General features: G+C 63.7%; 11 protein-coding genes and 2 pseudogenes. 10 read left to right on the top strand and 3 right to left on the bottom strand.

Annotated features, from left to right (window positions below):
• The first annotated feature begins 144 nt into the window (after positions 1-144).
• Entirely contained in the window at positions 145-990 is an 846-nt protein-coding gene (locus CFR72_RS08725) for an SDR family NAD(P)-dependent oxidoreductase (RefSeq protein WP_227744646.1), read from the top strand.
• Between the two features lie 170 nt (positions 991-1,160).
• Here CFR72_RS08725 and CFR72_RS08720 read toward each other — a convergent pair.
• Positions 1,161-1,670: pseudogene (locus CFR72_RS08720) on the bottom strand (hypothetical protein); the annotation flags it as partial.
• Positions 1,671-2,061: 391 nt separating this feature from the next.
• Here CFR72_RS08720 and CFR72_RS08715 point away from each other — a divergent pair.
• The 3 genes from CFR72_RS08715 to CFR72_RS08705 all read left to right on the top strand — a co-directional run bounded on the left by CFR72_RS08715 (position 2,062) and on the right by CFR72_RS08705 (position 5,759).
• Positions 2,062-3,435, top strand: a complete 1,374-nt coding sequence (locus CFR72_RS08715) for a purine-cytosine permease family protein (protein ID WP_110913591.1) — start codon at positions 2,062-2,064, stop codon at positions 3,433-3,435.
• 87 nt (positions 3,436-3,522) lie between these two features.
• Positions 3,523-4,641 carry a histidinol-phosphate transaminase gene (hisC, locus tag CFR72_RS08710; RefSeq protein WP_110913590.1) on the top strand — a complete coding sequence of 373 codons (1,119 nt, stop codon included), beginning with the start codon at positions 3,523-3,525 and terminating at the stop codon, positions 4,639-4,641.
• Positions 4,642-4,955: 314 nt separating this feature from the next.
• On the top strand, positions 4,956-5,759 hold the full coding sequence (locus CFR72_RS08705) for an NAD kinase (RefSeq protein WP_110913631.1): 804 nt from the start codon (positions 4,956-4,958) through the stop codon (positions 5,757-5,759).
• Between the two features lie 124 nt (positions 5,760-5,883).
• On the opposite strand, the gene CFR72_RS08700 is transcribed toward CFR72_RS08705, so the two are convergent.
• Positions 5,884-6,783, bottom strand: coding sequence for a diacylglycerol/lipid kinase family protein (locus CFR72_RS08700; protein WP_110913589.1), 900 nt, complete (start codon positions 6,781-6,783; stop codon positions 5,884-5,886).
• A gap of 235 nt (positions 6,784-7,018) precedes the next feature.
• On the opposite strand from CFR72_RS08700, the gene CFR72_RS08695 reads away from it, so the two are divergent.
• Positions 7,019-7,954 (top strand): cation diffusion facilitator family transporter, encoded by a 936-nt coding sequence (locus tag CFR72_RS08695; protein ID WP_110913630.1) that lies wholly within the window; start codon positions 7,019-7,021, stop codon positions 7,952-7,954.
• A gap of 152 nt (positions 7,955-8,106) precedes the next feature.
• On the opposite strand, the gene serB is transcribed toward CFR72_RS08695, so the two are convergent.
• Entirely contained in the window at positions 8,107-9,015 is a 909-nt protein-coding gene (serB, locus tag CFR72_RS08690) for a phosphoserine phosphatase SerB (protein ID WP_110913588.1), read from the bottom strand.
• A 30-nt stretch (positions 9,016-9,045) separates the two neighbouring features.
• Between serB and miaA the strand changes: the two genes are divergently transcribed.
• From miaA to CFR72_RS08665, 5 genes and pseudogenes are all read left to right on the top strand, one after another.
• A complete protein-coding gene (miaA, locus tag CFR72_RS08685) occupies positions 9,046-10,044 on the top strand; it encodes a tRNA (adenosine(37)-N6)-dimethylallyltransferase MiaA (RefSeq protein ID WP_110913587.1) in 999 nt (332 codons plus the stop codon).
• 71 nt (positions 10,045-10,115) lie between these two features.
• On the top strand, positions 10,116-11,948 hold the full coding sequence (gene ilvB, locus CFR72_RS08680) for a biosynthetic-type acetolactate synthase large subunit (RefSeq protein ID WP_110913586.1): 1,833 nt from the start codon (positions 10,116-10,118) through the stop codon (positions 11,946-11,948).
• A 100-nt stretch (positions 11,949-12,048) separates the two neighbouring features.
• Positions 12,049-12,564 (top strand): acetolactate synthase small subunit, encoded by a 516-nt coding sequence (gene ilvN, locus CFR72_RS08675; protein WP_110913629.1) that lies wholly within the window; start codon positions 12,049-12,051, stop codon positions 12,562-12,564.
• A 57-nt stretch (positions 12,565-12,621) separates the two neighbouring features.
• Entirely contained in the window at positions 12,622-13,641 is a 1,020-nt protein-coding gene (gene ilvC, locus CFR72_RS08670; RefSeq protein ID WP_110913585.1) for a ketol-acid reductoisomerase, read from the top strand.
• A 250-nt stretch (positions 13,642-13,891) separates the two neighbouring features.
• Positions 13,892-14,347, top strand: a pseudogene (locus CFR72_RS08665) (fumarylacetoacetate hydrolase family protein); the annotation flags it as partial.
• Positions 14,348-14,448: the final 101 nt, after the last annotated feature.

Genomic DNA, 14,448 nt, shown 5'->3' with positions numbered 1-14,448 from the left:
GTCTTTTTGGGGAAAGGCGGCGACCGGTAATTTTTATTTTATTTATCAATATGTTATGACCGGATATCCCCTTATGTATCAAATGAAGGCGTGTGGGCTGAATTCATTTCCATTGCCCCTGTGCCGCATTGTATCAATACCGGTATGACCGATACGCAAGCGACTGGTAATCCGGGTTGTCCATTCACGGGGCATGCGCGCCCGGCGGAGGATCCGGTCCGCGAAGACACCATGCCGATGCGGCATGAGGACGATGCGGAACCTCCCGCCCTGCTCCTGACCGGGGCCAGTCGCGGGATTGGCCATGCCACTGTCAAGCTGTTCCAGGAACGCGGATGGCGGGTGCTGACGGTATCGCGGCAGGAATTCTCCCCCCTGTGCCCGTGGCGTGCGGCGGGCGATGGCCATATCCAGGCGGACCTTGCCGACCTTGACGCCATCCCCGACCTTGTGGCCGCCGTGCGGCGGTGCCTTGGCAATGGCAGGCTCCATGCCCTTGTCAACAATGCCGGGATTTCACCAAAGGGGCCGGAAGGCGCGCGCCTTGGCGTGATGCGCACCGACGCGGCGCTGTGGACGCAGGTGCTGAATGTGAACCTTGTGTCAACGGCGCTTCTGGCGCGTGCGCTGATGCCCGAACTGGAACGCGCGCGCGGGGCGATCGTCAATGTCACCTCCATCGCCGGTTCGCGCGTGCATCCGTTCGCCGGCGTGGCCTATGCCGCGTCCAAGGCGGCGCTTGCGGCGCTGACCCGTGAAATGGCGCATGAATTCGGCGGGCGTGGCGTGCGGGCGAATGCGATCGCACCGGGGGAGATTGATACCTCCATCCTGTCGGCGGGCACCGATACGCTGGTGGCGACCGGCGTGCCGATGCGCCGCCTTGGCAATCCCATGGAGGTGGCGGAGACGATCTATTTCCTGTGCATGCAGGCGTCGTCCTACGTCAATGGATCGGAAATCCATATCAATGGCGGCCAGCATGTCTGATGGTGTAAGGTCATAAAGGTTTTCCGACACCGCATTTCTGAAAAAAGTCGGTGTCGCCAGACATTTTCTGGTCAGGCCGCGGTGTCGTCCGTGGACGGTGTCGGGACGGTGTGCGGGGCGGCGTCGGGTGATGCCGCGGATGCTGCCGATGCGGATGCCGGGGCGATCCCCAGCGTCTGGTGCATTTCCTGCCGGATCTGGTTGCATTTCTTGGTATAGACCCCCGCCTGGGAGGCCGTCATGAAATTGATGACGAACGTCCCGATCAGGGAGCAGAACGACAGCGCGATCACCGCCTTGCCCGTCACGCTGATGACGCTGTCGTAACACTGCGCCGAATACCACAGCAGCACGAGGCTGAGTGCCGCGCCAAGGAAGCCGAGGACCCCGGTATAATGGATCAGGGAATCCTCCTCGTTGCTGAATGCAAGGGACTGTTGCCACAGCAGGTAGAGCTTTTCGTTCATCTCCTCCACCTGGCAGTCATGCTCAAGCTGTGCCGCACTGGTGACCTTGCCCGGCGCGGTGCGGTGCATGTCGAGTTCCTGCTGCGCCTTGGCGAAGGTGCGCCGCCGTTCCTTTATGGCGGGCAGGCTGATATCCACAAAGCTGAGGATGGCAACATTCAGTCCCGCCGATAGCTGTACGACGGCCTGAAAATCGCCCCATGTCTGGCTCACGTGCTTCTCCACCTGTTCTCACACGCCCGTGAGGGAAATCATAGCAGGATGGAAGGGCAGCGCGAGATTGCAAAACCGGTAGGCTGAATTGCATATTCCCCCTGTGTCCCGTCTCCCCGGCGCCTTTCCGTGGCATCCCGCGCGCCATCGGTGTCCTGTTCCCCCCCGCATTGCGGTCCGGGCGCACCGGGATGGGTTCCTTCACGCCAATGTGTGACGGGTGGTGCGTGCGGGCTTTACTTCGTGCGGCATCGGGCCATACCGGCATACGCGATATTGCTTTCGGGCGTGATGTCTTCATAACGGACATCGAAACGGAAAAAAGCCATTGATGCGGTTGCCGTGGCATTGGTGTGCTGTTTCGTCGAGAGAATGAAGGGGGGCTGCGCCCATGGCCACGACGTTTGAGTCGCATACGATCTATCAGATACCCGAAGACCAGCGTTATGGCCGTGTCAGCGATCTCTTCAGCGTCTGGTTCAGCACCAACATGACCCTGCTGACGGTTGTCACCGGCGCGCTGGGGCCGACGGTCTTCGGGCTGTCGTTCGGGTGGTCCCTGCTGGCGGCGGTGGCGGGCAACATGGTGGGCGCGGTGTTCATGGCGCTGCATGCGGCGCAGGGGCCGATGCTTGGCGTGCCGCAGATGGTGCAGAGCAGGGGACAGTTCGGGTCCTATGGCGCGGTGCCGATCGTGATCCTGGTGATCATCATGTATGTCGGCTTTGCCGCGTCCAACTATGTCGTGGGGGGGCAGGCGCTGGTGCAGGCGATGCCCGGCCTGAACCGCACGGTCGGCGTGCTGACCATCGCGATCGTAAGTCTCGTGCCGTGCTGCATGGGATACCGCGCGATCCATGTGATCTCCAAGGTCGTAAGCTGGCTGGCCGGGGGCGTGGTCCTTGTGTGCATCGGGCTGGGGCTGTGGCGGTTTTCGGGCGGGATGCTGATGGACATGCATGGCTCGGTCGCGGGGATATTCAGTGCGTTTTCCGTCTCCGCCCTGTGGCAGGTGGCATATGCGCCCTATGTCTCGGACTCGTCGCGCTACCTGCCCAACAGCGCCGCTTCCGTGCGCAACACGTTCCTTGCGACCTATGCGGGCACGGTCCTTGGCACCATCCTGCCGATGATGCTGGGCATCGTGCTGGCGTGCCAGTGGTCGGACCTGACCACGGTGGAGGCGCTGGCGCGCCTGTGTGGCGGGGGCGCGGGCATCGTGCTGGTGGTGCTGTCGCTGGCGATCACGCTGGGCAATGCAATGGGGGTGTATTGCGGCGCGCTTTCGACCATCACGGTGGTGCAGACCTTCTGGCCCGACTGGCGCCCGGCGATGATCAGCCGTGTCGTGGTGACATTGTGCCTCGTGACGCTGGCGCTGGTGATGGCGTTCGGCATGAGCGCCAATTTCATGAAATCCTATGCCGCGTTCCTCGACATCCTCATGGCGGTCATCGTGCCGTGGACGGCCATCAACCTTACGGATTACTATCTGCTGCGCCATGGGGAATATGACGTCGCCTCCTTCTTCCGTGCCGATGGCGGGTGCTATGGCTATTTCAACATGCCGGCCGTGGCGTCCTATGTCGTGGGTGTTGTGGTGGAACTGCCGTTCCTGAAAAATGACCTGTATACCGGCTTCCTGCTGCCCTACCTGTATGGGGTTGATATCTCGTGGCTGGTCAGCCTGATAGTCACCACGGTGGTCTATGTGCTGCTCTATCGCGGGCAGCGGCAGCGCGCCGCCCGGCGGCAGGCCGCCTGACGGGCGGGGCCGCCACGTTCCCGGCCGCACCGGGGTTTACGCACATTTCCGCCCGACGCACGGGCACTGAACGGAACAGGACAGACAATGCCGGAGACGATTGACCACCAGACCCTCTGCCGCCCCGAAGTCAGGACGCTGCCCCGCTATAACGCGGGCCTGTCCGAAGAGGCCGTGAAGCGAAAGTTTGGCGTGTCACGGATCAGCAAGCTTGGCAGCAACGAAAACCCGTATGGTCCCTCGCCGGAGGTGCTGCGGCAGTGGCCGGCGCTGGCGCACCGCCTTTTCCGCTATCCCGATGCCGGTGCCACCCGCCTGCGCGAAGGGATCGCGCGGTTCAATGACATCGCGCCCGGACAGGTGGTGATCGGCAACGGGTCGGAACAGATCATCCGCATGATCGCGGAGGGGTTCCTGTCGCCGGGGGATCGGGTGGTGACGGTGCGCCCTGCCTTCGGCCTGCATGAAATCCATCCGCTGCTGATGGGGGCGGTGGTTGATGCGGTGCCGGTTACGGCGGGGGAGGAGTTCGATATCGACGGCCTGTGCCGCGCCCTGTCGCATCCCACCAAGGTCCTGATCTTCTCCAACCCCTCCAACCCCGTTGGCTGCATGATGACGGCGGATGCCCTGCGCCGGGTCATCGCGGCATGTCCGCCCCGGACGCTGGTGGTGGTGGACGAGGCCTATCGCGAATATGCCGAAACCGATGGTGAGTATCCCGATGCCAGCGCCATCCTGCGTGAACAGGGGCGTCCGTGGCTGTGCCTGCGCACATTCTCCAAGGCCTATGGCCTTGCCGCCCTGCGGATCGGCTATGCGCTTGCCTCCTCGGCGGAGGTCGCCTCGGTGCTGGAGACCGTGCGCGACACGTTCAACACCACCATGCCCGCGCAGGAAATGGCCACCGTCGCCCTGACGGACCCGGAGCATATGCGTGCCTGCGTGGCCCGCACGGTGGCGTCGCGTGCGCGCATGGCGGCCGCCCTGCGTGCCATGGGCCTGTTCGTTGCCACCACCCACACCAATTTCGTGTTTTTCCGTACCCCGCGTGATGCCATGGACGTGGCGGGCGCATTGCTGCGCCATGGGGTGATCGTCAAGCCGTGGAAGGAAGCGGGGTTCGAGAACTGGATCAGGGTCAGCATCGGCCTGCCGGAGGATAACGAGCGGTTCCTGAAGCATCTGGCCGAAGTGCTGGGATGAGTGCGTATCCAAAAATAACCAATTGATATAATTAGTAAAAGTTTTTGGGTGCCGCCTTTTTTCAAAAAGGCGGCGTCTTCTGAAGCTTTTTGAAAAAAGCTTCACCAAAAACTTCTGAATGATTTTGGCAGGCCGTGCGGATGTGTTGCGTAACCGGATTGGCGCATCCTACTATCGCCCGGCCTGCTGGTGGTGTTGCGTGCCCTGATCCTTTTCCCGCGTCGCAGTCTTATGGAGTTCCTGATGCGCACGACCTTTCTTCCGGCCATGGCGGCGTGTGGGATGCCGCGCGCATTGGCGGGGTGGCACGCTGCATGAATGAAACCGTGCCTTCGCGCTGGCTCGACGGGCACCTGCCCACGCGCCTGTCCTTTGTCGCCGCCCCCAACGAAAGCGCGCAGGCCTGGCTGGAACGCCTGACCCATCGTTACGGGCAGACACCCCCGGCGGAGGCCGACGCCATGGTCTGCCTTGGCGGGGATGGCTTCATGCTGGAGGTCCTGCATACCACGCTGGGGCGTGACATTCCCGTCTATGGCGTCAATTGCGGCACGGTCGGTTTCCTGATGAACCAGAACGTGCCCGACGACCTGCCCGCCCATCTGGCCACGACGCAGGAGGCGGTGCTCCACCCCCTGCGCATGCGCGCCACCAACCGCGAGGGCGAGGTGACGGAGGCCCTGGCGCTTAATGACGTCTTCCTGTTCCGCCAGACGCGGCAGGCCGCCAAGATCCGCATTGATGTCGATGGGCGCCAGCGCCTTGCCGAACTGATCTGTGATGGGGTGCTGATCGCAACCCCTGCGGGCTCGACCGCCTATAACCTGTCGGCGCATGGGCCGATCGTCCCGCTGTCGGCCAACCTGCTGCCGCTGACACCCATCAGCGCCTTTCGCCCCCGGCGCTGGCGCGGCGCGCTGCTGCCCTCGACCGCGCAGGTCAGGTTCACCATCCTGGAAACCGACAAGCGCCCGGTGGCGGCGGTGGCGGACTTTACGGAGGTGCGGGACGTGATTTCGGTTGAAATACAGGAAGACCGCACCCGGCATACGACGCTGCTGTTCGATCCGGGGCAGAGCCTGTCCGAACGGATCATCGCCGAACAGTTCACGACCTGAAAAGTATTAAAAGTTTTTGGTGAAGCTTTTTCCAAAAAGCTTCGAAAGACGTCGCCTTTTTAAAAAAGGCGACACCCAAAAACTTTTATTACTTTGAAAATGACTTTTCCAGCAATGGAAAGGATTAGGCGTCGCGACCCACCGCAAGGCGCAGGGGTCGTCCGGCATCGCGGATGCGCACCAGCGTCATGCCAAGGATATCGCCATCGACCTGTACCGGGACCGGGACTGCGGCACGGATCTCCACGGAACGTCCGGTCACGATCCGCACATCGCGCATGCGCTCCACCCGCCCCAGCAGCAGCGCACACCCCATGCGAAGGGTGGCCAGAAGCCCCGCCGTTTCCAGCATGATGACGCGGAACCCGGCCTCATGCTGCATGCCGTGGGGGCAGATGACGAACCGCCCGCCATAAAGCCGTCCCTTGGACACCACGACGCCATGGGCGCGGTATGCCGTCCCGTCCACCCGTACCTCAAGCGTCGTGAAGCGGTATCCCACCACCGCGCCCAGCATGGTCAGGACATAGGCCGTGCGTCCCACCATGCGTTTCAGGCGTGACGGCAGCCAGTGTACCACGCAGGCGTCAAACCCGACGCCCGCCATCTGGACGAACAGGCGTGTGTGTTTTGCATCCTCTGCCACGCCGGGCCAGATGGTGGCATCCGCCCCGGACAGGATCAGTCGTGCTGCCGCCTCCGGCGCGAAGGGGATGGCGAGTTCACGGGCCAGCACATTCGCGCTGCCCGCCGGAAAGATGCCCATGCGCTGCGGCGTGCCCGCGATGGCCTGCGCGACCTCCGCGATGGTGCCATCCCCGCCGGCGGCGATGATGCAGTCTGTCCTGCCGTCATGCATGGCCTGCCGCGCCAGTTCCGTCGCATGGCCTGCATGGCGTGTCGCCAGGACCTGCACGCTTGCGCCACCCGCGCGCAGGGCGGCGGTGAAACGTGCCAGTGGCGCGCGTCGCCTGCGTCCTGCCGTGGGGTTGGTGATGATGCAGGCGCGCATGCCCTCAGCCATGGTCTGGATGGTACCCGATAATTGGAAAGTGTTTCAAAATAACCTATTGATATAATTTACAAAAGTTTTTGGGTGCCGCCTTTTTTCAAAAAGGCGGCGTTCTTTGAAGCTTTTTGGAAAAAGCTTCACCAAAAACTTCTTATCATTTTGTGGGATCGATCACATGGTGGCTGATACCCTGTCAAAATGACGGTGCAGGCGATAGGATGTGCCAGCTTTTTTGTATGGGACTGTCATGGCGCATTCTTCTTCCTCCCGCCTCGTGATTCTGGCGGCCCTGGGGGGCAATCTTCTCGTCGCGGCGACCAAGTGCGTCGCGGCCTGGATTTCCGGCAGTTCCTCCATGCTGAGCGAGGCGATCCATTCCCTGATCGACACCGGCAACCAAGCGCTGCTGCTGGTGGGGATGCGGCGTGCGGCACGGCCGGCCACGCTGGCGCACCCGTTCGGCTATGGGCTGGAACTGTATTTCTGGACCTTTGTCGTCGCCCTGCTGATCTTCGGTCTGGGCGCGGGCATCTCCTTCTTCGAAGGCGTGATGCACATCCTGCACCCGCAACCCATGGCGCATGTGCTGGTCAATTACATCGTGCTGGGGCTGAGCATCCTGTTCGAAGGCTCGGTCTGGGTCATGGCCCTGCGGGAATTCCGCCGCCATGGCAAGGGCCGCCTTGGCTGGGTCGAGGCCGTGCAGCGCAGCAAGGACCCGACCGTCTTTACCGTCCTGTTCGAGGATACGGCTGCCCTTGCGGGCCTGTTTGTCGCGCTGGTGGGCAATGTGGCGTCGGAGATGCTGGACATGCCGGTGCTCGATGGCGTGTCGTCCATCATCATCGCGATGATTCTTGCGGTGACGGCCACGTTCCTTGCGCGGGAGTCGCAGTCGCTGCTGACGGGGGAGGGCGTCGCGCCAGAGGTACTGGCCGCCCTGCGGCGCATGGCGCTGTCGGCGCGGGGGGTGGACCGCCTGAACGAGATCCGCTCCATGCATTTCGGGCCGCGCGACGTGCTGGTGGTCATCAGCATTGATTTCCACAATACCCTGTCGGCAGGCGATGTGGAGGCGACGGTGTCCGACCTGGAGCGCCAGATCAAGAAGACCTATCCCGAAGTCACCCGCGTCTTCATCGAGGCGCAGGACAATCGCAGCCAGCCCCCTGCCGCGTCCTGAGATATGGATAAGGAATAAAAGTTTTTGGTGAAGCTTTTTTCAAAAAGCTTCGAAAGACGTCGCCTTTTTAAAAAAAGGCGACACCCAAAAACTTTTAATACTTTCGCCATTTTGCAGGGACTGTCTTTTCATACAGTCCCCGGGATGCAGGATCAGGCGACGAAGTCCGCCGCCGCGTACCCCTGCGCAAACAGCAGCGTGCGCAGCGTGGTATGGTTGACCTGCGCTGCGATGGCCTTGCGCACGGCGGGCTTGGCGTGGAACGCGATGCCCAGCCCTGCCTCACACAGCATGGCGAGGTCGTTTGCACCATCGCCCACGGCCATGGCCTGTCCCATATGCAGGCCACCGCCCTGCACCAGCCTGCGCAGGTGCGCAAGCTTTGCATCCGGGCCAAGGATCGGCTGTCCCACCTTGCCGGTCAGGCGCCCTTCCTCGATCAGCAGGGTATTGGCGTGCTGTTCGTCAAACCCGCATTTTTCCGCCACGCGGGAGGTAAAGAACGTGAACCCGCCCGACACCAGCGCCGTATGCGCGCCATGCTTTCGCATCGTGCGCACCAGTTCCAGCGCGCCGGGGTTGAGGCGGACGTCCTTCCATGCCGCCTCCAGCAGGGTGGCGGGCATGCCGCGCAGCAGGCCGACACGTTCACGCAGCGCGGCCTCGAAATCCATCTCGCCATTCATGGAGCGGCGTGTGATCTCGGCAATGCGTTCGCCGATGCCCGCATGGCGGGCAAGGTCGTCAAGGGTTTCGCAATCGACGATGGTGCTGTCCATGTCCGCGACCAGCAGGCGCTTGCGCCGTCCGTGCGCGGACACGACGATGGCGTCGAGGTGGCGGCGCGAAAATTCCTCGCGCAGGGGGGCGATATGCGGCATGTCGCCCGTGCCGGGTGCGGGGCAGGGGATCTCGACCGCCTCGCCCTCCGACAGGGTGACGGGGGCCGCCCCGCCGGTCATGTCGCGTGCATGGGCGATGTCCGCCGTGCCGAGCGATGTGGCGTCGCGATTGGCGACAAGGACGAGGAAGTGGGTCGGGGAAGGGGAGGAATCAGCCATGACGTCCGGGCATGTGGCAGGGATGGGGCAATGACGCAAGGCACCGAAACGGGGCAGCGTCCCGCCGTGATCGTGGCAGGCCCCACCTGTTCGGGCAAGTCCGCGCTGGCGCTGGCGCTGGCGCGCGTGATTGGCGGCACCATCATCAATACCGATTCGATGCAGGTCTATCGCGAACTGCGCGTCCTTACGGCCCGCCCCACGGCGGCGGAGGAAGCATTGCTGCCCCACCGCCTGTATGGCGTGCTGCCGGCGACAACGGCGGGATCGGTCGCATGGTGGCGCGAACAGGCCCTGCAGGCGGCGCAGGAAGCCTGGCGCGCCGGGCGCATCCCGGTCTTCTGCGGCGGGACGGGGATGTATTTCCGCGCCCTGACCGAAGGACTGGCCGATATCCCCGACCCGCCCCCCGAAATCCGGGCGCAGGCCCGGGCCGCCGTGATGGCCGAAGGGGGCCCCGCGATCCATGCGCGCCTGATGGCGGTCGATCCCGAAACTGCATCCGCCCTGCGCCCGCGCGATACGCAGCGCATCGCCCGCGCGTGGGAGGTCTGGTGCGCGACGGGGCGGGGCCTTGCATGGTGGCGGGCGGAGTCGGTGCTGCCCCCGCTGTGTGCGCGGTTTGTCGCCGTGCGCCTGGCGCCGCCGCGCGACCTGCTGCGCCGCGCCATTGCCGCGCGGTTCGAAAACATGATGGACCATGGCGCGGTGGAGGAAGCGCGCGCCCTGCTGGACCGCGGCCTGTCGCCCGCCCTGCCCGCGATGCGCGCGCATGGCGTGCCCGAACTCGCCGCCATGCTGCGCGGGGAGATGTCGCGGCACGACGCCATCGCCCGCGCGGTGCAGGTCACGGCCCAATATACCAAGCGCCAGTCCACATGGTTCGCCCACCATGCCCTGGCGCCAGGGGCGCGGACATACCTGCATGAGGGGCGAATCGCATCTGGCGCGCAACAAATGGAAAGGGATGAGAGGAAAATCATTTCTTTTGTTATTAATTGCATTGACGCCGGGGGCAGCTTTTCTTAAACCCGGCCCACATTTCGTCCACTGGGGGTGCCGTCCTTCCTGACGGGGCCGGGACGAAAGGAGTCAAGGACATGAACGCACCCGTGCAGCACACCGCCATCCGGCCCGACGCCCGCGCCACGACTGTTGACCCCACGGTCATGTCGGGTGCGGAAGTACTGCTGCGCGTTCTTCAGGATGCGGGGGTGGAGGTCATCTTCGGCTATCCCGGTGGCGCGGTCCTGCCGATCTATGACGCGCTGTTCCGGCAGGACAGGATCCGCCACGTCCTCGTCCGTCATGAACAGGCCGCCGTCCACGCGGCGGAGGCCTATGCCCGCTCCACCGGGAAGGTGGGCGTGGTGCTCGTCACCAGTGGTCCGGGCGGCACCAATACCGTGACCGGCCTGATGGACGCGCTGCTGGATTCCATTCCGGTCGTGTGTTTCACCGGGCAGGTGGGCGTGCCGCTGATCGGCACCGACGCCTTTCAGGAGGCCGACATCACCGGCATCACCCGGCCTGCGACCAAGTTCAACTACCTCGTGCGGCATCCACAGGATATCGCCCCGGTGGTGCAGGAGGCGTTTCATATCGCGCGCACCGGCCGTCCGGGGCCGGTGCTGGTGGACCTGCCGAAGAACCTGATGGTCGGTCCCGCACCTTATATTGAATCGGCCCCTGTCCTGCATCCGTCCTACCGCCCCCGGTTCGAACCGGACCGCGCCGCCGTGGCGCAGGCCGTCGCCGCGATGAAGAAGGCGCGCCGGCCGCTGTTCTATACCGGTGGTGGCGTCATCAATTCCGGGCCGAAGGCGGCCGGGGCGCTGGGCCGTCTGGTGCGCATGACGGGTTTTCCCTGCACCTCCACCCTGATGGGGCTGGGCGGGTTTCCGACCACGGATCCGCAGTTCCTTGGCATGCTGGGCATGCATGGTTCGTACGAGGCCAACCTTGCCACCCATGACTGCGACGTGCTGGTGGCACTGGGTTCGCGCTTTGACGACCGCGTGACGGGGCGCCTTGATGCGTTCTCGCCGGGATCGTTCAAGATCCATGCCGATATCGACCCCGCGCAGATCGGCAAGATCGTGCCGGTTGACCTCGGCCTTGTGGGGGATGCCGGGCGTGTCATCGAGATGATGATCGAGGAATGGGAACGCACCCCCACGCCGGCGCCGCAGGCCGCGGACCTTGAAAAATGGTGGGCGCAGATTGCGGAGTGGCGCGGGCGCGACAGCTTCGGCTTCCGTCAGGACATGGCGCCGTCCGCCATCATCCGCCCGCAGTACGCCATCAGCCGCCTGTATGAAATGACGCGCAGGACCGGGCGCGACACCTATGTCTCGACCGAGGTTGGGCAGCATCAGATGTGGGCGGCGCAGCATTTCCAGTTCGACCGGCCCAACCACTGGCTGACCTCTGGCGGGCTGGGCACGATGGGATATGGCCTGCCCGCCGCCGTCGGCGCGCAGATCGCCCATCCCGACGCGCTGGTGATCGACATCGCGGGGGAGGCGTCCACACTGATGAACATCCAGGAACTCGGCACGATCGCGCAGTACCGCCTGCCGGTGAAGCTGTTCATCCTGAACAACGAGTACATGGGCATGGTGCGCCAGTGGCAGGAACTGCTGCATGACTCGCGCTATTCCGAAAGCTACAGCGCGGCGCTGCCGGATTTTGTCCGCCTTGCCGAAAGCTTCCACGGGCGCGGCCTGCGCGCGACCTGCGTGGGCGAACTCGATGGTGTCATCGCGGACATGCTGGCCCATCCCGGCCCGGTCGTCGCGGATATCCATGTGGCACAGGAAGAGAACTGCTATCCCATGATCCCCTCGGGGGCGGCGCATAACCAGATGCTGCTGGGCCCGGATCAGGATGACGGGGTGGAAGTCAGCGCCGAGGGACGGATGCTCGTCTGATCCGATTTCCACGGAATGGTTGCACCGTTCCGGTCCGTCTGTCATGTCCCGTTCCCGCCCGGGTGACGGGATGAAAAACCAGAGTGCAGGAAACAACATCATGACCACCCAGCAGGGGGTTGCGACCTCCGCGGTCATTTCCATACTGGTCGAGAACGAGAGCGGGGCGCTTGCCCGCGTGCTCGGCCTGTTTTCGGGGCGCGGCTACAATATCGAAAGCCTGACCGTCGCCCCGGTGGATGAGGCAGGGCGCCTGTCGCGCATCAACATTGTCACGACGGGCACGCCCCATGCCGTCGCACAGGTCAGGGCACAGCTTGAACGGCTGGTCCCGGTCTGGCGCGTCGCGAACCTGAGCGAGGGCGGCCCGCATGTCGCGCGTGAACTGGCGCTGGTGAAGGTTGTCGCAACCGCCGAGGCCCGTGCCGAGTCCCTGCGCATCGCCCAGGCGTTCCGTGCGCGTGTCGTCGATACGACCGCCACGTCCTTTGTCTTCGAGCTGACCGGTTCGCCGGAGAAGCTGAATTCGTTCATCGACCTCATGAGTCCCCTGGGGCTGGCTGAAATATCGCGTACCGGTGTTGTCGCGATCAGCCGGGGTCCGGACACGCTGTAACCCAGGTCCCGGTTTTTCCTTTCATTCCGAACCGTTTATTACAACAGGAGTATCCCCATGCGCGTGTATTATGATCGCGACGCCGACGTGAACCTGATCAAGAGCAAGAAGGTCGCCATCATCGGCTACGGCAGCCAGGGCCATGCCCATGCCAACAACCTCAAGGATTCTGGGGTGACGGACATCGTCATCGGCCTGCGTCCCGGATCCAGCGCCATCGCCAAGGCCGAGGCCGCCGGTTTCAAGGTGATGACGCCCGCCGACGCGGCGAAGTGGGCCGATGTCGTCATGGTGCTGACGCCTGACGAAGGTCAGGGCGCGCTGTACAAGGAATCGCTGGAAAAGAACATGAAGCAGGGTGCCGCGCTGGCATTCGCGCATGGCCTTGCGATCCATTTCCGCATCATCGAGGCGCGCCCCGACATCGACGTGTTCCTGATTGCGCCCAAGGGCCCGGGCCACACCGTGCGTTCCGAATACCAGAAGGGCGGCGGCGTGCCGTGCCTGGTGGCCGTGGCGCAGAACGCGTCGGGCAACGCGCTGGAAATCGCGCTGTCCTATGCCTCCGCCAATGGCGGTGGCCGCGCGGGCATCATCGAGACGACGTTCAAGGAAGAGGTCGAAACCGACCTGTTCGGCGAGCAGGCCGTGCTGTGCGGTGGCCTGGTGGAACTGATCCGTGCCGGGTTCGAGACGCTGGTCGAGGCAGGTTACGCGCCGGAAATGGCGTATTTCGAATGCCTGCATGAAACGAAGCTGATCGTTGACCTCATCTATGAGGGCGGGATCGCGAACATGAACTACTCCATCTCCAACACCGCCGAATATGGCGAATATGTCTCCGGCCCGCGCGTGATCACGCCGGAAACGAAGGCGGAGATGAAGAAGATCCTGACCGACATCCAGGACGGCACGTTCGTGCGCAACTTCATCCTGGAAAACCAGTCCGGCAACATCGGCTTCAAGGCGACGCGTGCGCATAACAACGCCATGCAGATCGAGAAGGTCGGCGAAAAGCTGCGTGCGATGATGCCGTGGATCGGCAAGAACAAGCTGGTTGACAAGACCCGCAACTGATCGCCCTGCCGCGATTACATGATCCGGGCCATTCCCATGGTCCGTCGCGAACGCCGTCCGGGTTTCCGGGCGGCGTTTTGCGTTGGGGGTGTAGCACCTGCGGCCCCGACGGTCGGGGCGATGAATTTATTGTATTCTCCCGACGTGCTGTGCGCGCGTGACAGGCGGGGGCGTGCAATGCAACCATGGCCGCCCCCAAGGTCTGTGCCCCATGACGGGCCGGTTGCAACTGTGACGGAGTTATCTGCCAATGGTGGATTTTGTGATTCCCCCTCCCGCCCAGCCAACGGTTGGCGTCAGCAGGACGGAGGCGCTGTTTCCCGTGCGCCGGATCTGGTGCGTGGGACAGAACTATGCCGCCCATACGCGCGAAATGGGGGGGAATCCCGAACGGACGGAGCCCTTTTTCTTTGCCAAGCCGGGGGATGCGGTGGTGCCGGACGGTGGCCTGCTGGACTTTCCCGTTGCGACGTCCGATCTGCATCACGAGGTCGAACTGGTGGCCTGTATCGGGCGGCCGGGGGAAAACATCCCGGCGGACAAGGCGCTGTCGCACATCTATGGCTATGCCGTGGGGCTGGACATGACGCGGCGCGACCTGCAGGCGGTGGCCAAGAAGGCCGGGCGTCCATGGGCGCTGGCCAAGGGGTTCGACCAGTCCTGCCCCATCGGTACCATCCGTCCGGTGTCCGAAATCGGCCATCCGTCCAGATTCCATGAGGAGTGGATAGCGAGCCGCGCCGTGTCAGAGTGTGCTTGCTGAAACTCTCTGGAGGGCAGAACCATGCTCGAGGCATCTGATCATCC

The sequence above is a fragment of the Gluconacetobacter entanii genome (genome assembly GCF_003206495.1).
Taxonomy (GTDB): domain Bacteria; phylum Pseudomonadota; class Alphaproteobacteria; order Acetobacterales; family Acetobacteraceae; genus Novacetimonas; species Novacetimonas entanii.
The sequence above is the reverse complement of the archived record's forward strand: the minus strand, read 5'-3'. Positions and strand labels throughout refer to the sequence as shown.